Consider the following 19,885-nt stretch of genomic DNA (forward strand, 5'->3'; position numbering starts at 1 on the left):
ACTACAACAAGGAAAACACCATGTCCAAGACTCAACTGTTCGACCTCGATGGCAAGATCGCGTTTGTATCCGGGGCCAGTCGCGGCATCGGCGAGGCGATTGCCCATCTGCTGGCTCAACAAGGCGCCCATGTGATCGTTTCCAGCCGTAAGCTCGACGGTTGCCAGCAAGTGGCCGACGCGATTATCGCTGCCGGTGGCAAAGCCACTGCAATCGCCTGCCATATCGGTGAAATGGAACAGATCAGCGCCGTGTTTGCCGCCATCCGTGAACAGTTCGGGCGCCTGGACATTCTGGTCAACAACGCCGCCACCAACCCGCAATTCTGCAACGTACTGGACACCGACCTTGGCGCCTTCCAGAAAACCGTCGATGTGAACATCCGTGGCTATTTCTTCATGTCGGTCGAGGCCGGCAAGCTGATGCGCGAACACGGTGGTGGCAGCATCATCAACGTCGCCTCGATCAACGGTGTGTCACCCGGTGTGTTCCAGGGCATCTATTCGGTCACCAAGGCCGCCGTAATCAACATGACCAAGGTCTTTGCCAAGGAGTGCGCACCCTTCGGTATTCGCTGCAACGCCCTGCTGCCCGGCCTGACCGACACCAAGTTCGCCTCGGCACTGGTCAAGAATGACGCGATCCTCAACACCGCATTGCAGCAGATTCCGCTCAAGCGCGTGGCCGATCCGAAAGAGATGGCCGGTGCGGTGCTGTACCTGGCCAGTGATGCCTCCAGCTACACCACTGGCGTGGCCCTGAATGTGGACGGCGGTTTTCTCTCCTGAGTGCTGAGCGGCATCAGGGAGCGAGCCCGCGACGTTCTGCCAACAGTTGCTGGATCACTTGCTCCTGGGTGTCGTAGGCGCCTTCGCCGAAGTGGACAAAACGCACCTGCCCCTGGGCATCGACAAAAAAATGCGCTGGCCAGAACTGATTGCCAAAGGCATTCCAGATGGCATAGCGGTTGTCGATGGCCACCGGGTACTCAATACCCAGTTTGCCGACCTGCTCGCGCACGTTTTCAAGCTTGTTTTCGTAATCGTACTCAGGCGTATGCACGCCGACCACCACCAGCCCCTGGTCGGCATAGCGCTTGGCCCAAGTGTTGACGTAAGGCAGGCTGCGCCGGCAATTGATGCAGTCGTAGGTCCAGAAGTCGACCAGCACCACCTTGCCTTTGAGTGCCTCGCGGTCCAACGGCGGCGAATTGAGCCATTGCACGGCGCCACTGAGTGATGGCATCGGCCCGAGGCTATCCAACGAGCCAGGGCCGGCGAGCAGCGTGCGACCCAAGCCCAGGGCAAGCACCGCGGTCACCAACAGCGCGGCAACACCCACCCGGCGATGCTTGCGGTTAAGACGGCGCCAGACGCCGCCCAACACAGTGAATGCAGACATAAACGAAGCGCTCCTTGCGAATGGTTAACCGCCTTCGTGGCAGGCACCGGTGGCGTAGCTCTGGTATTGCACGCTGCGTGGTTGGCCCTTGGAGTCCAGGTAATCCATCTTCGCGGTCACCACACCACAGGCATTAGCGTTCTGATCATGAATGGCCAGGACTTTCTGGACATCCAGGCGCTGGCCGTAATGATAGGTCTGCACCGGCACGCTGGCGTCGGCAAGTGCACCAAAAGCTGCCATGCCGAAGGTCGCGAGTACAGCGATGCGGGTCAGGGTCTTGAAGGTCATGTCCAGTCTCCCGGGTGAAACATTCACCCTCTGCCAGCGAAGAAAGGCCCTCGCCGTTGAGACCTATTTGAGGCGCGCAAGGTATCGGTGATGTGTCGGGATCAGGCGCTATTGCCTCTTCAGGTATCAGCCGCCAGAGCAGATACACTGCAATACAAACCCGGCAGGCAAGCGCCACCGGGCTCTGTACACTGCGAGCCACGCACTGGAACAGGAGCCGGGCATGGATCATGTCGATCATGTGCTGATCGTTGACGACGATCGCGAAATCAGAGAACTGGTAGGCAACTACCTGAAGAAAAACGGCCTGCGCACAACCATTGCCGCTGATGGCCGGCAGATGCGCGCCTTTCTCGAAGCCGACGTGGTCGACCTGATCGTCCTGGACATCATGATGCCCGGCGATGATGGCCTGCTGCTGTGCCGCGAACTGCGCGCCGGCAAGCACAAGGCCATACCGGTGCTGATGCTCACCGCCCGCAACGATGAAACCGACCGCATCGTCGGCCTGGAAATGGGCGCCGACGACTACCTGACCAAGCCCTTCTCCGCTCGCGAACTGCTGGCCCGGATCAATGCCGTGCTGCGCCGGACGCGCATGCTGCCGCCCAATCTGAGCCTGAGTGAAAGCAGTCGGCTGATCGGTTTTGGCCAATGGCGCCTGGACACCAGCGCCCGCCACCTGCTCGATGGCGAAGGCACCCTGGTGGCCCTCAGTGGCGCCGAATACCGCTTGTTGCGGGTGTTCCTCGATCATCCGCAACGGGTGCTCAGCCGCGATCAACTGCTCAACCTGACCCAAGGCCGCGAAGCGGATATCTTCGACCGCTCCATCGACCTGCTGGTCAGCCGCTTGCGCCAGCGCTTGCAGGATGACGCCCGCGAGCCGGCCTGCATCAAGACCGTGCGCAGCGAGGGCTATGTGTTTGCCCTGCCGGTGCAACGCCTCGAGCCGTCTTCATGAGCCTGCCGATGCGCTGGCCACACACCCTGGCCGCACGCCTGGCGCTGATATTTTTCACTGGGCTGGTACTGGCCTATGGGCTGTCGTTCAGTTTTCAGTTCTACGAGCGCTATGTCAGCTCGCGCTCGATGATGCTCAATAACATGGAGCAGGACATCGCCACCGCAGTGGCGATCCTCGAACGCTTGCCGGCGGCCGAACGCCAGGCCTGGTTGCCGCGTCTGGAGCGGCGCACCTACCGTTTTCGACTCGATCAGGGGATAAACGGTCAGCCGCTGGCACTGCCCGCGGCGCCGATGGCGGCGCAGTCCATCGATAAAGCCATCGGCCAGCACTACGCGCTGAGCTTTCAGCGCCTGCCGGGGGCTGATTCGCACTTTCAGGTGAACCTGCGCCTGGGCGATGGCGAACCCTTGACCGTGGATGTCACGCCAGCGCCTGTCCCGTTGTCGGCCTGGCTGCCGGTGGTGCTTTTGATTCAGCTGGCGTTGTTGCTGCTGTGCACCGGGCTGGCCGTGAAAACCGCCATCGGCCCGCTGACCCGCCTGGCACAGGCAGTCGACAGCCTTGATCCCAATGCCCCGGGGCCGCTGCTGGATGAAAGCGGCCCGCGCGAGGTGCGCTACGCTGCGCAGGCGTTCAACTCCCTGCAAAGCCGGATTGCCGCCTACCTCAAAGAGCGCATGCAACTGCTGGCGTCGATCTCCCATGACCTGCAAACCCCCATCACGCGGATGAAGCTGCGTGTTGAAGTCATGGACCCCAGCCACGAACGAGACAAGCTCTGGAGTGATCTGGAAGCGATGGAACATCTGGTGCGCGAAGGCGTGGCCTATGCGCGCAGCATCGATGGCAGCACCGAAGCCAGTTGCCGGGTCAACCTCGACGCGTTTCTCGATAGCCTGGTTCTCGACTACCAGGACAGCGGCCAACAGGTGGTGCTTGAAGCCAGCACCGACGCGCTGATCGAGACCCGCCCGCATGCCTTGCGCCGGGTGTTGGTCAACCTGATCGACAATGCCCTGAAATTCGCTGGCGCCGCGCAGATACAAGCCGAGGCAACTGCTGATCGGCGCATCGTGATCCGCGTGCTGGACAACGGCCCCGGTATTCCTGCAGAGCAGTTGAGCGACGTCCTCAAGCCGTTCTACCGCGTCGAAGGTTCGCGCAACCGCAGCACCGGCGGTACCGGTCTGGGCCTGGCCATCGCCCAGCAGCTGACCCAAGCCATTGGCGGCAGCTTGAGCCTAAGCAACCGTGAAGGCGGCGGCCTGTGCGCGCAAATCGAACTGCCCGCTTAGCGCCCATGATGCGAGGGCTGACGCTGTGGGAGCGGGCTTGCCCCGCGAAGCAGGCACTGCGGTGAATGGCACGGGCTTCGCCCGCGTTCGCGGGGCAAGTCGGGTCGCCGCACCGCCGCTCCCACAGGTAGACGGTATCTCCTACACAGGATGATGACGCTTAGGGGACAACAAGCTTGATCAGCGCCAAGTGCACGGGGTAGAACCCATAACCCCAGCGCCCCACCGGCCACACCTGCCTGGAATGCAGCCCGTGCAACAGGCGCATCCCCAACGGCGCCGACATAAACGCAACTGCCAGGGCCATCAGGGTAATCGGCGCTGTCGGGTGCTCACGCAGCCACTGGTTGCTCAGGTTGGCCGCCACGGCGATAAACCCCGGCAGCAGCCAAGTCCCCCGGCCACCGCGCAATGCCAGCACAAACGCTGCTGGCAGTACCACCCCCAGCCAGCCGTACATCAGCACGTCGCTGACTAGCAGCGCAAGCACCAGCACTGCCAATGCCTGACGTTTGTGATGGTGAACACCCCAGGCTAGCAGCAACCCCAGGGTCAACGTGGGCATGATGTTGAAGGTACCGGTACCAACATCCAGTGCATGGTACGGCCACTCGGACAACACCGAGAACGCCAGCATCCAGCCCAGATAACGGCCGTTGGCGGCGGTGTACATCTGCCCAGGCGTGGTACGCGCGACGTTGGCGGCGATGCCCAGGCAGAACAACGGGAACGCCAGACGGCCGACAACAAACAACCACTCGGCCGTCGGCCAGATGAAGCGCAGGTGATCGATGACCATGCTGAGCATCGCCAGCCATTTGATCAGGTCCAACCCTGCTGAACGTCGCGCGTTCATTGGCTGCCTTGCGCTTGCCCACCACCGATGAACCAGCGAAAGTACGGGTTGCCCGCCTCTGTTTGCATCAGTTGCCGCACCTCACGCGCCCAGCCCTGGCGGTTGCCGTTGTAAGCCAGCAGCGTCAACCCGTAAAAGCGTTTGAGTACCTGCCATTGATCGGCGACGGCGGCCTGCAAGGCCGGGTCGGCGTTGCTCAGCGGCGGCGCCGTTCTCAACGCCAGCAACTCCGGCAGCACCCGGGTAATCTCGCGGGCGCGCACCCACGGTGCATATTCTATGCGCGGACGGTCGTCGGTGACCGCTTCGGCGCTGCCAGCAAAGCGTTCCAGGCCTTGGCGATCGGTCACCCAGGTAGCGAGCAAGGCGCTGACCGAGTCAACCCCGACCTCGGCCAGCGCGCGATTGACCTCTGGCTGCGCAAAGCGCTGGCTGATACGCGCAGCGTCCAGCTCCAGCGGCGTTTGCGAGCCGATCAAGAGCATTTCGTGAAACTCGGTGGTCCACAACGACGCATGCGGGAAGACATTCAGAAAGCTGCGCACCAGCGAGCGGCTGTCGTCAGTGTTCTGGGTCGGCAAAGGCAGCCATTGGGCAACCATGCCGCCCTGCTCCAGACGCGATGCCGCCAGCTGGTAAAAGTCTTGCGAGTACAGGTTCACCACCCCGGCAGCCGAAGGCGGAGGCGGCTCCAGAGTGATCAGATCGTAGCGCTCGGCGCTGCGCAGCAGCTCGCGACGCCCGTCACGCAAACGGATATCCAGGCGCGGGTCGTTGACCGCATCGAAGTTGCCCTTGAACAGCGGCGCAGCGGCCAGTACCTGCGGCAGCAGTTCAGCCACTACAGGGCGCTCCAGGCCGGGATAGCGCAGCATCGCCCCGGCAGTAATGCCTGTGCCGAACCCGATCACCAGCGCCGAACGCGGTTGCTGAGTGTGGATCAACAGTGGCAGCAAGGCCTGCAAGCGCATGTAGCGCAACGACGGCATGGCATCGCCGGTATTCGACACGCCTTGGATGTATAGGCGATTGAAAGTGCTGTTCTGGCGTTGCTGGGACACCACCGCCACCGTGCCACCTCGGCCCTCTTCATAGAAGGTGATGTTGCCACTGCGCGCCCCCGGCAGCAGTTCGGCCAAGCGCTGCGGCGGTGTCAGGGCACCGATGAGCACAGTCGCCAGGGTGACGCCGAAAATCGCCAGGCGCGTGCCTTTGCGCAGCGTGTCGCCGCGCCAGGCAGCCACACAGCCCACCGCTGCCGCCAGCAGTGCCAGCACCACCAGGGTACGTATCAGGCCGATGCCGGGCACCAGTACAAAACCGGTGAGCATCACCCCAGCGATACCACCCAAGGTATTCAAGGCAACCACAGTGCCGACATCGCGGCCGACTTGCTGGCTGTCCACGCTCAAGCGCAGGGCGAGCGGAAAGGCGGCGCCGAGCAACGTGGTGGGCAGCAACACCACCGACACTGCGGCGACGGCGAAACGGGCGCACATCCCGGCCAGTGCATTGCCGGTCAGGTGCAGCACCCAGGCCTCGAACTGGGTTTGCGCGATGATCAGCCAGCGCCCAAGACCGGCGATCTGCACCAGCGCCAGCAATCCGGCCAGGGCAATCAACAGGCCGAACAGCCCCCACGGATCGCGAATCCGGTCCGCACGTCGCGCATACACGGCACTGCCCACGACCAACCCCGTCAGGTAGGTGGCCAGCACCACTGAAAAGGCAAAGGTACGGGTACTCATGAACTGCACGATCGACTGCGTCCACACCACCTCATAGCCCAAGGCGACCCCACCGGCTACACAGTACAAGGCGATCGCCAGACGCGCGGGCGCTGAACGCGAGGTTGTCATGGGCTGAGGTTGTACTGGAAGGTGCTCATCACGCCGACGCGCCAGCCATGCCCCCAGCGCCGCCAGCAGGTTGAGCGTGGCGGCCGCCAGCGCACTGCCGGTGACCCCCAGTTGCGGCAGCAACACAAAGGCCGCCAGCAAGGTACCGAGAATGGCACCGGCGGTGTTGGCAGCGTACAGACGCCCTCCCGCCTCGGCCAATTGCCCTTGGGCGGGTGTTAGCGCACGCACCAGCACCGGCAGCGTGCCGCCCATCAGGAACGCAGGCACCCCCACCAGCAAGAACGGCAGCCCCCAGGCCAGCAGACCAATGCTGCTTTCCAGGCGGGCGAACAGCCCAGCGCAGTGGGCCAGTGCCAGGGTACTCGACACGCCCAGCAACGCCACAGCCACTTCCAGGCTGGCATACAGCCGCACCGGATGGCGCAGGCGGTCGGCCCAGCGGCCGAACACCAGGCCGCCGAGCGCCAGCCCGGCAAAAAATGCGCTGATCCCGGCGGTGATGGCATAGACCTCCACCCCCACCACCAATGACAGTTGTTTGACCCACAGCACCTGATACACCAGTGCCGCGGCACCAGACAGACACAGCAACAGGGCCGGCACCCGCATCGACAGCGGCACGTGCCGATCGGCCTGAGCAGGCGCAGCAGTATGGACGTGAGAGGCATTGACCGCTGAAGGCATCGCTTGACCTTATCGGAGCACTTCAGGCCTCCGAAAACATGCGTTTAGAAAAGCGCCCGTCGAGTGACGGGCGCTGGCATTGCCTTACTGTTTCATTTTCGCTTCGATTTTCTTGTCTACGTCAGCACGGATCTGGTCAATGCTGAAGCTCGCCGGGCGCTGGCTCGGTGGGTATTCAACAAAGGTTTGCAGGAAAGCAGCGGCTTTGCTGGTGGCCTGGAACACCAGGTAGTCGTTTTTCGTCAGCCAATCGTAGTACTGGTCAGAAACCACGTCTGCGCGTTCATACGGGTCCATGCGCAGGTTGAACAGCTTCGGCACCCGCAGGCAGGTGAACGGTTCGCTCCAGACTTGCAGACCACCAGGAGCGCGTTGCTCGCAATACACGATTTTCCAATCGTTCATGCGCATCGACACCAGGTCACCGTCGTCGTTGAAGTAGTAGAACTCTTTACGCGCACTCTTGTCGGTTTTACCGGTCAGGTAGTCCAATTGGTTGAAGCCGTCCAGGTGCACTTTGAAGTTCTTGCCACCAACATCAGCGCCCTTGAGCAGGCGCTCTTTGATATCGGTGTCACCCACGGCTGCAAGTAGCGTCGGGAACCAGTCCAGGCCTGAGAACATCTGGGTAGAGATGGTGTCTGCCTTGATCTTGCCAGGCCAACGGACCATCGCCGGTACCCGGAAGGCACCTTCCCAGTTGGAGTTTTTCTCGTTACGGAACGGTGTAGTTGCCGCATCTGGCCAGGACCACTGGTTCGGACCGTTGTCGGTGGTGTAGACCACGATGGTGTTATCAGTGATCTTCAAATCATCGAGCGTCTTGAGCAATTTACCGACATCGCCGTCGTGTTCCAGCATGCCATCAGCGTACTCGTTGCCGAGCATGCCACTTTGCCCTTGCATCGACTGGCGCACGTGCGTGAAGGCATGCATGCGCGTGGTGTTCATCCAGACGAAGAAGGGTTTATCGGCCTTGACCTGCTTATCGATGAAGTTGATCGCCGCTTGGGTGGTCTCGTCGTCGATGGTTTCCATGCGCTGTTTGGTCAGCGCACCGGTGTCTTCAATCTTGCCATCGGCGCTGGATTTGATCACGCCGCGAGGCGACGCGGCTTTGATGAAGTCCGGGTCATCTTTGGGCCAGTAGGGCCGCTCAGGTTCTTCCTCAGCGTTAAGGTGGTAGAGGTTACCGAAGAACTCGTCAAAACCATGGTTGGTCGGCAGGTACTCATCGCGGTCACCCAAGTGGTTCTTGCCGAACTGCCCGGTGGCATAGCCTTGCGCCTTGAGCGCCTGGGCAATGGTCACGTCCCGCGCCTGCAGGCCCACCGGCACGCCCGGCATACCGACCTTGGAGAGCCCGGTACGCAGCGGTGACTGGCCGGTGATGAACGACGAGCGACCCGCCGTGCAACTGTTCTCCGCATAGTAATCGGTGAAGATCATGCCTTCTTTGGCAATCCGGTCAATGTTGGGGGTCTGGTAACCCACTACGCCTTTGCCGTAGGCACTGATGTTGGTTTGCCCGATGTCATCCCCGAAGATCACCAGAATGTTGGGTTTATCCGCAGCGAATGCGGTACTGGTTGCCGTCGCCACCGTTGCGGCGAGGGTTAGTGTCGTTAACCACCTCTTACTCAGTTTCATATGGCCTTGTCTCCGTCTGGCATTACTGACGCTGGCCACGACTTCGCGTACAAAAGGGACTGTACGCCTGCGGTTTGGGTTTACTGGCTATCAATGGTGTCGAAGGGATAGACACGCTGCCACTCGCGGGCCATGTCTACCACGGTCCAACCCTGCTTGTTGGCAACTATCAAGGCCTTGTCCAGACGACCGACTTTACTGTCGTGGTCATAGGCCCATTCGCGCTTGCTGTCAGTGTGGTGTACCAGGCCGGCAAAGCGTTTGCCGGGGCCGGCCATGGTCCATTGGAGCATTTGCAAGTCTCCGTCGGAATTGCCGAAGGCCAGAATCGGCCGGCGGCCAATGATCGAATCGATGCTGACCGGTTTACCTGGGCCATCGTCGTTATGCGTGAGTTTCGGCAGACGCTGAATCGACAACTGACCGTCCTTGTCTTGAAAACGTGCATCGAGGGTGGTGCCGATCACCTGCTCAGGTGGAATGCCGTAGACCTCTTCGGCAAATGCACGCATAAACGCGACTTCACCGCCCGAAACAATGTAGGTTCTGAAGCCATTGGCACGCAGGTACTGCAGCACCTCCAGCATCGGCTGAAAGACCATCTCGGTGTAGGGCTTACCGGTTTTCGGGTGCACGGCGGTAGCCAGCCAGCGCCGGGTCTGGGCAATGAACGCCTCGGTGCTCATGCCTGAATGGGTCGCGGCGACGATCTTCAGCATGCCGTCCATGCCACTGGCAGCCAGGGCCTTCTGATCGCCTTCCAGCACAGCCTTGAACGGCTGCTGGGTTTTCCACTCGGGGTGTTTCGGGGCCAGGCGCTTGACTTCGTCCAGGGCAAACAGCACCTCGAAGTACAGCGGTTGCTCGCTCCACAAGGTGCCGTCATTGTCGAACACCGCAATGCGCTCGGCGGGCGCGACGTAGTCTTTGCCGCCCTCCTCGGTCACCGCACTGACAAACTGCTCGATCGCCTGACGCGAGGCACCGTTGTACCAGGACGGTAGCGGATCGGCGGCCATCGCCAGCAGCGGTAACAAAAACAGCAGACTGAACAGCCAACGCAAACGAAGTGGTTGAGGCATAGCGCGTCCTTGAAGTGTCACCTGGGGCCTGAGCGGTTGAAGTCAGGGATTCAGCGGTTTCAATCCATGCGGCAATGGGGCATCTGTACCTTTCGTTAACTGCTGACGCGATTGCTCCAGCGTTTCAAGCATGTTTGCAGGGGGAGCATCTCCCGAAAAACCGGGCCTGAAGCGAATCTTGAGCAAGTCTAGTGAACGATTAACCGTTGAGTCGGATAATTGATCAGAAAATGCCGACAGCGTCCGTTTTCCACTGCTACGCCGTACCCACAGGTACAGCCCGCTCAGTTGCAACGGACGCTCACTCAACTGCTGGCGCATCAGTTGCCAGGCGTAATCGGCAGACGCCAGCCAGGCTGTATGACGACGTTGCCGCCAGGCGTGGTAGCCGGCCAGTGCAGTGCGCGTCCAAGGGCGGGCAACATAGATCAAGCCCGCACCAGCCAGTAGCAATACCGCCAGCAACACGCCGTGCCCGGATAAGCGCACATGCGCCTGGCGCCCCAGCGCGCGTAAATCGTCGTTGATGGAGAACGGCGCGTTGTAGCTGCCTTTAACGGCCTCGAAGTCCAACGCTTCCAGTGATGCGGTGCGTGTTTGTCCAGTGCTGGCATCCCACCAGGTGAAGGTAATGGCCGGCAGGCTGAGTTTGCCTTCCTCGCCGATCACATAGGTCACGCTGTCTTCGCGCTGACCACCTAACACCCCGCCACGGCCGTCGCTCAAGGCACTGACGCTGGGGGTCTGCACATAGCGCTTCAACCCCGGAACCTGGGCGAATGCGGGCGGCGGAATCAGCATGGCCTGGGCGCCTTGCGCTTGAATCGAAACCTGCCGGGTAACACTGTCGCCAACCCGCAAGGGTTCATGCGAACGTTGCAAGGTCTGGCTGATCGTCAGTGCATTGGCCACCAGGTGTGGTTGATTGCCTGCACCGGCTTGCGCTTTGGCCACAAAGCTCAACGGCTGGCTGTTGAGCGTCACCAGGCCGCTGCCCTGCCCCGGCTGCACCTGAAAGGCCAGCGCCGGGATGGTGAACGACTGCGCCGTCTGTGGAGTGATCTGGTAGGTGTAACGCAGGCCAAAAAAGGTCTTGCCATCGAGCGTCTGGTTCAGGTGTTGCGCCTCGCCGCCAGGCGGCGTCACCAAGGCACCGGGCAGTTCGAGTTTGGCCAGGATCGGTGCGGCGGTGAACCAGGTATCGACCAGCAGATCGACCTCCATGCTGAGTGTGCCGCCCACCACGACTTCGGCCTGCGGCAGCAGACGGCTTTGCACCCGGACTTCAGGCGCGGCGCTGGCCAGCAGCGGTGCGCACACCAATAGCATCATCAGCAGCAATTTCATGGCTGACCCTCAGGCGCTTGGCGTGCGGCGTTCTGGAGCATGAACTTGCGTTTGAGAAACTGCGCTGGCGAGGTTGTCAGGTTGTTCAACCACTGTTGATCCGAGGCCGCCTGCGCGGTGGTCAGCTGCTTTTGTTGCGCGCCGGCACTGGGGGTCTGGTCTTCGACCACTTTGTCGGCCTTCTCATCGGGGGTACCGGCCTGTTGCTGGTCTTCATAGTCTTTGAGCAAGGCCTGGGCCAGGGCCAGGTTGGCGCTGGCCTGGGGAAATTCTGCCTGTTTGTGCAGGGCCTGCTGATAGGCGCTGATCGCCTCGGGGAACTTGAACAGGCGTACATAGATATTGCCCAGGTAGAACTGCGCCGCAGCACTGTCGAGCCGGGCAAAGCCAGCCAGCGCTGCCGGATAGTCCGCCGCGTTGTAGGCCGCCAGCGCTTTCCAGTACGGATCGTGAAAGTGCTCGGCTGCCTGAGGAAAGTGACCATGCTCAAAAGCCCAGCGGCCTTGCTGGTCCGGGGTAAAAAAGGCATCGGCCAAGGCCCCGGCCCGCGCCGGTTCAGCGGGCATGCTCAACAGCACGACCAGCCACAACCCAAGCCAGTTCACGCGCCAGCCACGCCGCACGCAGCACAGCGCGATTAGCGCCAAAGGCCAGCACAGCCAATACCCTGCGTCCTTCCAGTGCACCTGTTGCTGATCACCTTGAACCGCCTGCAAGTGCTGCTGCGCATGCAGGGTGATCCAGTCCAAAACGTCATCGTCCAGGGTCAGGCTACCCAGCGGGGCGTCGGCCGCTTGTGCCAGCTGCTTCAAGCCCTGGGCATCGAAGCTTGCCTGCACTGGTTGGCCATCTTCGGCAATGCGTGGACGCCCCTTGGTATCCAGCAGCACCCCACCGTCCTGACTGCCGACTGCCAGTACCAGCACTTGCAGGTCGCTGCCGGACAGTCGCTTGGAAATGCCCTGCAACTGCTCCGGCGCCCCCCCATCGGTGACCAACAACAGGGTGGCGGGCATCTTCTCGGCATCCAGCAGTTTCTGTGCTTGCTCGATCACGCCGAGCACGTCTTTGCCGGGCTGACTGATCAGATCGGTGCTCAATGCTTGCAGGAAGCTGTCGAGCAAGGCCGGGTCTTCAGTGGCGGGCAACACCAGATGCGCATTACCGGCATAGGCAATCAGCGCCGTACGGGCACCGGCACGGCGCTGAATCAGGTCATGCAAGGTGTGCTTGGCCGCGATCAGCCGCGAAGGCGGTACATCGTCGGCATCCATCGACGGCGACAGGTCGACGGCCAGAATCAACACCGCACGGTTGTCGAGAAAATCAGGCGTGTCCTGGGTCCAGGTCGGCCCGGCGGCGGCCACTGCGCCCAAGCCCAGCAATAGCGCCAGCAGGTGCACAGGCTGCACACGAGGCTGCTGCTCAGGGGTAATCAGCAAGGCCTCGACCAGGTGCGGGGCAATCAGCCCGTGCAACTGCCGGCGCAGGTCATGTCGACGCATCCAGGCCCACGGCAGCACAAGCGCCGGGACCAGAAGCAAAAGCCACAGCGGGCGCAGGAAGTGAAAGGCGCTGAGGTCGATGTCCATGTCAGCCTCCGGGCTCGGTACCGGGTGCCTGGCGCTGCAACAGCCAGCCCGACACTGCCGTCACGCTGTGGCTGAGCAGCAACAACAGCAATGCCGCGCCCAACGGCCACCAGAACAGGTCGCGCTTGGGTTGGTGACTCAGGGTCTTGACCTGGTGCGGGGTGATCTGGTCCAGGGTCGCATACACCGTTTGCAGGGCGTGGCGGTCATCGGCGCGGAAGAAGCGCCCACCGGTGGTGCGCGAGATATTCTGCAGCACCGTCAGGTCAACCTTGGCATCGCCGCTGGCCTCGGGGTCGCCAATGCCGATGGTGTGGACCAGAATGCCGCGCTGCTTGGCCAGTTGCGCAGCGTGCTCAGGGGTAATGGCACTGCCGGTGTCGTTGCCATCGGTCAGCAGGATCAGCACTTTCTCCTGTTCCTTGGCCTGTTCGAACAGCTTGATACTCAGGCCAATGGCATCACCCAGCGCGGTATTCGGGCCGGCCATACCGATGCCGACTTCGTCGAGCAGCAGCCCAAGGCTGGCATGATCAAGGGTAAACGGCGCCTGCGGGTAGGCTGCGGTGCCAAAAACGATCAGACCGATGCGATCATCCTTACGCTGCGCGATAAAGTCGCGCACCACGCCTTTGACTGCGGTCAAACGGTCGCTCTGCACGCCGTTGGCGTCGGTGTAATCGGTGGTCTGCATGGACTGGGAGATATCAATCGCCAGCATCATGTCGCGAATCGGCTGTTGCTTTTCGATGGCTTGTTCGACCCACACCGGGCGGGCGCAGGCTGCGATGATCAGCGCCCAGACCAGCAGGTTCAGCAGTAACTGCCACCGCCCGGCGCTTGCCGCCGGGGTGCCCGGCTGCTGGCCAACCGCCCGACTCATGGCCGCGAAAAACGGCACCCGCAGTGAGCTGCGCGCGGCGCGATAAGCGCGCAGGTAGCGGTAGGCCAGCCAGGGCAGCGGCAACAGCAGCAACACCCAGGGGTAGTCAAACTGCCACATGATGGGTCTCGATCCAGGTTCGGCTGGCGGCAAACAGCGTCTGCACCTCGCTTTCGCCGATGCCCAGGACTTCGGCATCTGGCGCATACGCCAGGGAGAACAGGCGCGTCGCGAAGTGTTCCGGCAAAGGTACTCGGGCATGGGTGGTCAAAAATGCCTGCCACTGCGCACCGCTGAGCGCGGCCACCGCCGCAGTGCTGGTCGCCGACAAGGCCACACGTTTAAGCAGCACCGGCAACTGGCGCAGGCCGCGCAGGCGCCCTGCCGTGTCACTCAAGCTGTGTTCCAGGCCTTCGAGCATCAGCAGCGCTTCGCGCCGGTAGCGATCACGTTGCCAGCGCCGCCAGCGGTGCAGCGCCCACCACGCGGTGGCGCACAGCACCATCAGCAGCAGTACCAGCCAGCCCCAGGTCTGCGGCAGGTAGCTGAACGGCGGCGTGGTCAGCGGCAGCTCCTGCAACTGATCGATGTTCGGCAGCGCTGGCGTGGTCATCGCACAATTCCCGAGAGCCGGCCCAGCTCGCGGCGCACTTGCATCAGCGCATCTTCGCCGGTACTGATCATCATTACCGGCACTTGGCTACGTTGCAGCAGCTCGGCGACCTGCTGCAATCGACCGGAAAGAAACTCGGCCATGGGCCGGTGCACATGACGCCGGCCGATTTCCAGCTCCACCTGCACCTGACCTTGGGTGACGGTCACCCGCCCCTGTTGCGGCAACGCCAGTGCGAGCGGGTCGTACACCTGCATGGCGATCACATCGTTGTGTGCACTGAGTTGGCGCAGCAACTGCAAGGTGTGCGCTGAAGCACCGGAAAAGTCGCTGATGATGCACACCAGACTGTCGTGCCCGGCATTGGCGATGCAGGTGCGCAGTACCAGATCCAACTGATCGGCGCCTTCGGCATCAGGGCCTGTGGCTGACAGTGCGTGGTTGCTGCGTATCACTGCGGCGCACAAGGCTTCCACTCGCGCCCGGCTACGCAACGGCCGCACAGGTTGCACCTGCTGGTCGTCAAATACCAGGCCGCCAACGCGGTCGCCCGCGTGAAAGGCAATCCACGCCGACAGCGCTGCCAGTTCGGCGGCGGTCACCGACTTGAAACTGCGTTGCGAGCCAAAGAACATGCTCATGCGCTGGTCGATCAACAGCCACGTCGGGCGGTCGCGTTCTTCGGTAAAGGTGCGCACGAAGGGTTTGCCGAAACGCAACGAGGCGCGCCAATCCAGATGGCGCAGGTCATCGCCGGGGATGTAGCGGCGCAGTTCGTCGAAACTCAGGCCACGGCCACGCAGGCGCGACGCGTGGTTGCCGGACAGGATGCTCGCCAGTGGCTGGCGCGCGAGAAAACTCAGGCCGCGGATACGGTGCTCCAGCGCCATGAGTTGCGCCAACGACGCGTAGACCTGGCCATCGGCCCTGCGGCTACCCGATTGTGGTCCCGGCATGGCTCAGGCCGGGACCGCAACGCGATCGAGCAGCCGGTCGATCACCTCATCGGCGCTGACGCCATCGGCGATCGCATCGTAGGACAGCTGCAAACGGTGGCGCAGGACCGGGTGCACCACGGCACGCACATCGTCCGGTGAAACATAGTCATTGCCCGACAGCCAGGCATGCGCGCGCGACACCCGGTCCAAGCTGATGCCACCACGCGGGCTGGCACCGATCTTGATCCAGCGGGCCAGGTCATCGTCGTAGTCGTGCGGCCTGCGCGTGGCGTTGACCAGGTCGATCACATAGCGATCGATGGCCTCGGCCACCTGTACCGCCGCGACTTCTGCCCGTGCGGCAAATACCACCTCTTGCGGCAAACGCTGGGGCGCTGGCGCCGCCTTGCCGGCTTGCTGATCTTCGCCACGCACCAGGCGCAACACCAGGGTTTCGTCTTCGATCTTGGGGTAGTCCAGTTGCAGCTTCATCAGAAAGCGGTCCATCTGCGCTTCCGGCAACGGATAGGTGCCTTCTTGCTCGATGGGGTTTTGCGTTGCCAGAACCATGAACAATCCCGACATCGGGTAACTGTGCCCGGCCACGGTGATCTGCCGCTCTTCCATGGCTTCGAGCAATGCGGCCTGGACCTTGGCCGGTGCCCGGTTGATCTCGTCGGCAAGAATCACATTGCCAAACAGCGGGCCAGGCTGGAACTTGATCTGGTTGCCCTCGGCGGTTTGCTGCAGGATTTCCCCGCCGGTGATATCCGACGGCAGCAGATCCGGGGTGAACTGGATGCGCCGCATGTTGGCATCCAGGTGGGTGGCCAGGGCTTTGACCGTGCGGGTCTTGGCCAGGCCCGGCAAACTTTCCAGCAACACATGACCATTGGCCAGAAGCCCAAGCAGCACGTGCCGGATAGTGTCGGCCTGCCCCAGAACCTGCTGCGCCACACTGGCCTCCAGCGCCGCTACCTGCTCACGTATGGTCATTAGTGCAGTCCCTGACTGGCTGGCAATGGATTGATCCTAGCAGCCGCTGACCTGCTCGCAAGCCAACGGACTACAGGCGATACACACTCAGGGTTTTTGCCAATAGGGTTCGATCCCCTGCAGGCGCGGGTCATCCGGCGCAACCTGGCGCATGCGTTTTACATACTCGAACGCCTCATCACGCTCCCCAGCCAAGGCATGTAGGTAAATCAGCGAATAGAGCAAGTCCGGATCGTCTGGCGACTGCTGCAACCCGCTGCGCAGGGCACTGATAGCGTCATCACGGCGATTCAGACGCGACAACAGCAAACCCTGGTTGTAGCGAATCCGCGAATTGCCCGGCAGCGCCACGGCTGCGGTTTCCATCCACTCCAGTGCCTGCTCGGCTTTGCCCTGCTCAACCAGCAACAAGGCCAGCATATAGGCCAGGTTGCCGTGGTCGGCGGGGGGCATTTTGTCCAGCGCGAGGCCTTCGCGTAGCACCTGCTCGGCGTCGTCCAGGCGTTGTGCGCCACTCAATTGGGTTACCAGGTTGACCCGCGCGGGCACAAAGTACGGGTCGAGCTTCAAGGCCTGGCGGTATTCATCCATTGCTTCGTTGCCACGGCCCTGCCGGTTCAACAGGACTGCCAGGTTCAGACGGCCACCGGGCAGATCCGCGTTGCCGCGCAAGCGTTGCTCGTAGTCTGCCAGCAAGGTTTTGAACGACTCGCGCGACTCCACCGGCAGTTGCTCGGCCGGCACATCGGCCAAGGCCCTGACAGCCTCATCGCGCACGGCCAGACTCGGGTCCTTGAGCAGCGGCAACAGCGGCTGCAGGCGTTGCGCTGCCGGGACACTGGAAAAACCGGAAACCGCATAGGCACGCACCAGGGCACTCGGATCGTTCAGCGCCCAGCCCAGGCTAATGACGGAACGGGGGCCGAGGTCGGCCAGCTGTTCAGCCGCCGTGGCGCGGACAATCGCGGGTTTGCCTTTATCTGCCAGCACGGCATTGAGCGCATTGAAGGGGATGCCCTCACCGCTGCGCGCCGCATGGAAGTTCTCACCATAGTGAGGCGGACGCTGTGGCTGCCCGAACCAGCCTTCGATGGCCTTGGCGGCCCACTGCGGCTGCTGGTCTGTGTGGCAGCTGGTACAGGCGTCCGGGCTGGCATCCTTGCTGGCCAGGTCGGGGCGTGGAATGCGCAGGCTATGGTCACGCCGGGGGTCGACCACCATGTAGGTCTTAGTCGGCATATGGCAACTGACACATTGGGCGCCCGCCGTGCCTGGCGTGTGGTGATGGTGCGCCTGGCTGTCGTAGTTCTTGGCCTGCAGGCTGGGGAAACGCGCCCGCGGCGGCTGCTCGTTGTGGCATTGCAAGCACAGCCCGTTGCCTTCGATCTTGACCTTACTGGTGTGCGGGTTGTGGCAGTCGGTGCAGCCTACCCCCGCTGCATACATCTTGCTCTGGGTGAACGAGCCATATTCGTAGACTTCGCCGTCAATCTGGCCATCGGCATGATAAAGGCCGCTGCGCAAGGTCGCGGGCAGGCTTTGGTCCAGCTGTGGGTGACCCGGCAGTTGCCCGGCGCCGAGGGTTTGCCGACGGCTGTGGCAAAACGCACACTGCTCGACCAGGCCCTGGCTGCCCAGCGCCTTGTAGTCCACCTGCAAACCAATGTCCTTGGCTGTGGCATAGCTCGGCTGCGCCGCTTTGTTTGCCTTGGCCCAGTCAACATGGGCCTGGCCTGGCCCGTGGCAGCTCTGGCAACCGACGTTCTTTTCCTGCCAGGTCGAGGCAAAGCTGTCGTCACGGTCGTTGTAGTTTTTCATCAGGCGCGTGGAGTGGCAGTCGGCGCACATGCCGTTCCAGTTCTGGTAGCGCCCGGTCCAGTGCAGCGGATCATTGGGGGCAAAGCGTTGGCCGGGGTACAGCGAGAACCAGCGCTGGCCGCCCTCACCGCTGGTGCGGCTGTCCCAGGCGATGGTCAGAGCCTGCAAGCGTCCACGGGGCAAAGCCACCAGGTATTGCTGCAGCGGGTAGTGGCCGAAGGTGTAGAGGATCTGGAAGTCTTCGGCCTTGCCCTGCTCGCCCTCTGTATTGACGAAGAACTGCTTGCCCTTGCGAAAGAAGCGCGCCTTGACACCGGCCTCGTCAAAGCGTGCATCGTTGAAGTTGCCCAGCACGTTGGCGCCGGTGGCGTCACGCATGGCCCAGCCATGGTCGGAGTCTTGCCATTGTTTGGCTTGCTCAGTGTGACAGCCCAGGCAACTGGCCGTGGCAACGTAGCCTTCGGCCACGCTGGCCTGTCCGGGCAGCGGTGTGGCGGGAGCACTGGCAGCCCAAGCCGGTAACACACCGGCCAATAGCATCAGGGCTGCATATGAGCGGATCCGCTGGCAATAGCGGGACACCAGGGTGTGTTGCCTCATTCCTTGCTCCACGGTCGAATCTCAGCGCCCTGATCCGGGCTTTCTTATCGGCTAGCAGCGTTGGCCGTGGGGCTTAGGGTAGTGCATCCGTGTAGGCAGGTCTTGGTGTAATGCTAAAAAGCGCTACTTTTTATTCCAAAGCACTATAGCGCCTTTGCCGCGTCCAGCTTGTGCAGGAGCTCCTTGGCCAGCGCGTGGTCAGAGAACGGATTCTGGCCGGTAATCAGCTCACGATCGACCACCACATTCGGCGACCAGGCCTGGGCGTAGTTCATGTCACCTCCCGCACCGGCCATGGCGGCGGCTGGGTAGAATTGAATGCGATCACCGTTAAGCGAGCCTTCGAACACCTGCTCTTCCGGGTCGGCGAAAATGGTCATGCGGTAGCCCTGGTAGATCCAGTTAGCTGCTGCCGGCTTTTCACCTCGGGTCAATGCCGCCTGGTAACCGAGCGGATCGTCCTGCGCCGACAGCAGCGCAATCGGCCCGTGGCAGATGGCGGCCGTGGGCTTGCCAGCCTGGTGGAAGTGCCGCAGCAGCGCGCCGACTTGCGGGTTGTTGGCCAGGTCGATCAAGGGCGCATGGCCGCCCGGGATCAGCAGCCCGGCAAAGCGGTCGAGATCGCCCTCCAACACTTCCTTGAGCGACACGCTGTCATTGATGCCGGGCAGGCCCTCGACCAGCGTCTGGATACGGCGCATCTCTGCGGCATCGCCAGCGAAATACATGGGGTCGATCGAGCGCTGGTCGACACTCGGTTTGTTGCCTTTCGGGGTCACCAATACCAGTGTGTAGCCAGCCTTGAGCAGTTGATCCGCAGGCACACCGAACTCGTTAAGGTAAAACCCTGTGGGGTACTGCTTGCCGTCTTTGAGTGGCAATTGCTGTTCGCTGGACAGCAATACCAGCACCTCGCCCTTGCTGGCAGCCGGCGCCGTACCGGCCAGCAGCGTGGTGCCCAGGGCGAGTGCCAGGGTGGATAGCGTGCGCATAGTGATGCTCCTGCA

Annotated in this window: 17 protein-coding genes; 3 read left to right on the plus strand and 14 right to left on the minus strand. The window is 62.3% G+C overall.

Annotated elements, in window-relative coordinates; all coding sequences use genetic code 11:
* Positions 1 to 20: 20 nt before the first annotated feature.
* On the plus strand, positions 21 to 788 hold the full coding sequence (locus ACP6KB_RS14325) for an SDR family oxidoreductase (protein ID WP_442107495.1): 768 nt from the start codon (positions 21 to 23) through the stop codon (positions 786 to 788).
* 13 nt (positions 789 to 801) lie between these two features.
* Here ACP6KB_RS14325 and ACP6KB_RS14330 read toward each other — a convergent pair whose 3' ends face one another.
* Both ACP6KB_RS14330 and ACP6KB_RS14335 read right to left on the minus strand, forming a co-directional pair.
* Positions 802 to 1,401 (minus strand): redoxin family protein, encoded by a 600-nt coding sequence (locus ACP6KB_RS14330; protein ID WP_442107497.1) that lies wholly within the window; start codon positions 1,399 to 1,401, stop codon positions 802 to 804.
* Between the two features lie 24 nt (positions 1,402 to 1,425).
* Complete coding sequence (locus ACP6KB_RS14335; RefSeq protein WP_442107499.1) at positions 1,426 to 1,692, minus strand: DUF2790 domain-containing protein; 267 nt, start codon at positions 1,690 to 1,692, stop codon at positions 1,426 to 1,428.
* A 223-nt stretch (positions 1,693 to 1,915) separates the two neighbouring features.
* On the opposite strand from ACP6KB_RS14335, the gene ACP6KB_RS14340 reads away from it, so the two are divergent.
* Positions 1,916 to 2,656 carry a response regulator gene (locus ACP6KB_RS14340; protein ID WP_442107501.1) on the plus strand — a complete coding sequence of 247 codons (741 nt, stop codon included), beginning with the start codon at positions 1,916 to 1,918 and terminating at the stop codon, positions 2,654 to 2,656.
* Positions 2,657 to 2,664: 8 nt separating this feature from the next.
* Positions 2,665 to 3,957 (plus strand): sensor histidine kinase, encoded by a 1,293-nt coding sequence (locus ACP6KB_RS14345; RefSeq protein WP_442114309.1) that lies wholly within the window; start codon positions 2,665 to 2,667, stop codon positions 3,955 to 3,957.
* Between the two features lie 160 nt (positions 3,958 to 4,117).
* On the opposite strand, the gene ACP6KB_RS14350 is transcribed toward ACP6KB_RS14345, so the two are convergent.
* From ACP6KB_RS14350 to ACP6KB_RS14405, 12 genes are all read right to left on the minus strand, one after another.
* Positions 4,118 to 4,813 carry a TraX family protein gene (locus tag ACP6KB_RS14350; protein ID WP_442107503.1) on the minus strand — a complete coding sequence of 232 codons (696 nt, stop codon included), beginning with the start codon at positions 4,811 to 4,813 and terminating at the stop codon, positions 4,118 to 4,120.
* Complete coding sequence (locus tag ACP6KB_RS14355) at positions 4,810 to 7,284, minus strand: fused MFS/spermidine synthase (protein ID WP_442114310.1); 2,475 nt, start codon at positions 7,282 to 7,284, stop codon at positions 4,810 to 4,812. Before ACP6KB_RS14355 ends, ACP6KB_RS14350 begins: the two co-directional genes overlap by 4 nt.
* Positions 7,285 to 7,443: 159 nt before the next feature.
* Positions 7,444 to 9,009, minus strand: a complete 1,566-nt coding sequence (locus ACP6KB_RS14360) for an arylsulfatase (RefSeq protein WP_442107505.1) — start codon at positions 9,007 to 9,009, stop codon at positions 7,444 to 7,446.
* An 80-nt stretch (positions 9,010 to 9,089) separates the two neighbouring features.
* The gene (locus ACP6KB_RS14365) at positions 9,090 to 10,091 is read right to left on the minus strand and encodes an HAD family hydrolase (protein ID WP_442107507.1); all 1,002 of its coding nucleotides are present in this window, start codon (positions 10,089 to 10,091) and stop codon (positions 9,090 to 9,092) included.
* 42 nt (positions 10,092 to 10,133) lie between these two features.
* Positions 10,134 to 11,438: a hypothetical protein gene (locus ACP6KB_RS14370; protein ID WP_442107509.1), complete on the minus strand. Its 1,305-nt coding sequence runs from the start codon at positions 11,436 to 11,438 to the stop codon at positions 10,134 to 10,136.
* The gene (locus tag ACP6KB_RS14375; RefSeq protein WP_442107511.1) at positions 11,435 to 13,030 is read right to left on the minus strand and encodes a VWA domain-containing protein; all 1,596 of its coding nucleotides are present in this window, start codon (positions 13,028 to 13,030) and stop codon (positions 11,435 to 11,437) included. The genes ACP6KB_RS14370 and ACP6KB_RS14375 overlap by 4 nt, the downstream gene beginning before the upstream one ends.
* A gap of 1 nt (position 13,031) precedes the next feature.
* A complete protein-coding gene (locus ACP6KB_RS14380; protein ID WP_442107513.1) occupies positions 13,032 to 14,033 on the minus strand; it encodes a vWA domain-containing protein in 1,002 nt (333 codons plus the stop codon).
* Positions 14,020 to 14,526: a DUF4381 domain-containing protein gene (locus ACP6KB_RS14385; protein WP_442107515.1), complete on the minus strand. Its 507-nt coding sequence runs from the start codon at positions 14,524 to 14,526 to the stop codon at positions 14,020 to 14,022. The genes ACP6KB_RS14380 and ACP6KB_RS14385 overlap by 14 nt, the downstream gene beginning before the upstream one ends.
* On the minus strand, positions 14,523 to 15,482 hold the full coding sequence (locus tag ACP6KB_RS14390) for a DUF58 domain-containing protein (protein ID WP_442107517.1): 960 nt from the start codon (positions 15,480 to 15,482) through the stop codon (positions 14,523 to 14,525). The genes ACP6KB_RS14385 and ACP6KB_RS14390 overlap by 4 nt, the downstream gene beginning before the upstream one ends.
* Before the next feature lie 3 nt (positions 15,483 to 15,485).
* Positions 15,486 to 16,460 (minus strand): AAA family ATPase, encoded by a 975-nt coding sequence (locus tag ACP6KB_RS14395; RefSeq protein ID WP_442107519.1) that lies wholly within the window; start codon positions 16,458 to 16,460, stop codon positions 15,486 to 15,488.
* Between the two features lie 87 nt (positions 16,461 to 16,547).
* A complete protein-coding gene (locus ACP6KB_RS14400; protein ID WP_442107521.1) occupies positions 16,548 to 18,878 on the minus strand; it encodes a tetratricopeptide repeat protein in 2,331 nt (776 codons plus the stop codon).
* Positions 18,879 to 19,021: 143 nt separating this feature from the next.
* The gene (locus ACP6KB_RS14405) at positions 19,022 to 19,870 is read right to left on the minus strand and encodes a type 1 glutamine amidotransferase domain-containing protein (RefSeq protein WP_442107523.1); all 849 of its coding nucleotides are present in this window, start codon (positions 19,868 to 19,870) and stop codon (positions 19,022 to 19,024) included.
* Positions 19,871 to 19,885: the final 15 nt, after the last annotated feature.

The sequence above is a fragment of the Pseudomonas sp. NUPR-001 genome (genome assembly GCF_052147955.1).
Classification (GTDB): Bacteria; Pseudomonadota; Gammaproteobacteria; order Pseudomonadales; family Pseudomonadaceae; genus Aquipseudomonas.

What these genes read in the sequence shown, in the direction of transcription:
- ACP6KB_RS14325 (WP_442107495.1), top strand. Translation starts at nt 21, where the DNA reads ATGTCCAAGACTCAACTGTTCGACCTCGATGGCAAGATCGCGTTTGTA.
- ACP6KB_RS14330 (WP_442107497.1), bottom strand. Translation starts at nt 1,401, where the DNA reads ATGTCTGCATTCACTGTGTTGGGCGGCGTCTGGCGCCGTCTTAACCGC.
- ACP6KB_RS14335 (WP_442107499.1), bottom strand. Translation starts at nt 1,692, where the DNA reads ATGACCTTCAAGACCCTGACCCGCATCGCTGTACTCGCGACCTTCGGC.
- ACP6KB_RS14340 (WP_442107501.1), top strand. Translation starts at nt 1,916, where the DNA reads ATGGATCATGTCGATCATGTGCTGATCGTTGACGACGATCGCGAAATC.
- ACP6KB_RS14345 (WP_442114309.1), top strand. Translation starts at nt 2,665, where the DNA reads ATGCGCTGGCCACACACCCTGGCCGCACGCCTGGCGCTGATATTTTTC.
- ACP6KB_RS14350 (WP_442107503.1), bottom strand. Translation starts at nt 4,813, where the DNA reads ATGAACGCGCGACGTTCAGCAGGGTTGGACCTGATCAAATGGCTGGCG.
- ACP6KB_RS14355 (WP_442114310.1), bottom strand. Translation starts at nt 7,284, where the DNA reads ATGCGGGTGCCGGCCCTGTTGCTGTGTCTGTCTGGTGCCGCGGCACTG.
- ACP6KB_RS14360 (WP_442107505.1), bottom strand. Translation starts at nt 9,009, where the DNA reads ATGAAACTGAGTAAGAGGTGGTTAACGACACTAACCCTCGCCGCAACG.
- ACP6KB_RS14365 (WP_442107507.1), bottom strand. Translation starts at nt 10,091, where the DNA reads ATGCCTCAACCACTTCGTTTGCGTTGGCTGTTCAGTCTGCTGTTTTTG.
- ACP6KB_RS14370 (WP_442107509.1), bottom strand. Translation starts at nt 11,438, where the DNA reads ATGAAATTGCTGCTGATGATGCTATTGGTGTGCGCACCGCTGCTGGCC.
- ACP6KB_RS14375 (WP_442107511.1), bottom strand. Translation starts at nt 13,030, where the DNA reads ATGGACATCGACCTCAGCGCCTTTCACTTCCTGCGCCCGCTGTGGCTT.
- ACP6KB_RS14380 (WP_442107513.1), bottom strand. Translation starts at nt 14,033, where the DNA reads ATGTGGCAGTTTGACTACCCCTGGGTGTTGCTGCTGTTGCCGCTGCCC.
- ACP6KB_RS14385 (WP_442107515.1), bottom strand. Translation starts at nt 14,526, where the DNA reads ATGACCACGCCAGCGCTGCCGAACATCGATCAGTTGCAGGAGCTGCCG.
- ACP6KB_RS14390 (WP_442107517.1), bottom strand. Translation starts at nt 15,482, where the DNA reads ATGCCGGGACCACAATCGGGTAGCCGCAGGGCCGATGGCCAGGTCTAC.
- ACP6KB_RS14395 (WP_442107519.1), bottom strand. Translation starts at nt 16,460, where the DNA reads ATGACCATACGTGAGCAGGTAGCGGCGCTGGAGGCCAGTGTGGCGCAG.
- ACP6KB_RS14400 (WP_442107521.1), bottom strand. Translation starts at nt 18,878, where the DNA reads ATGAGGCAACACACCCTGGTGTCCCGCTATTGCCAGCGGATCCGCTCA.
- ACP6KB_RS14405 (WP_442107523.1), bottom strand. Translation starts at nt 19,870, where the DNA reads ATGCGCACGCTATCCACCCTGGCACTCGCCCTGGGCACCACGCTGCTG.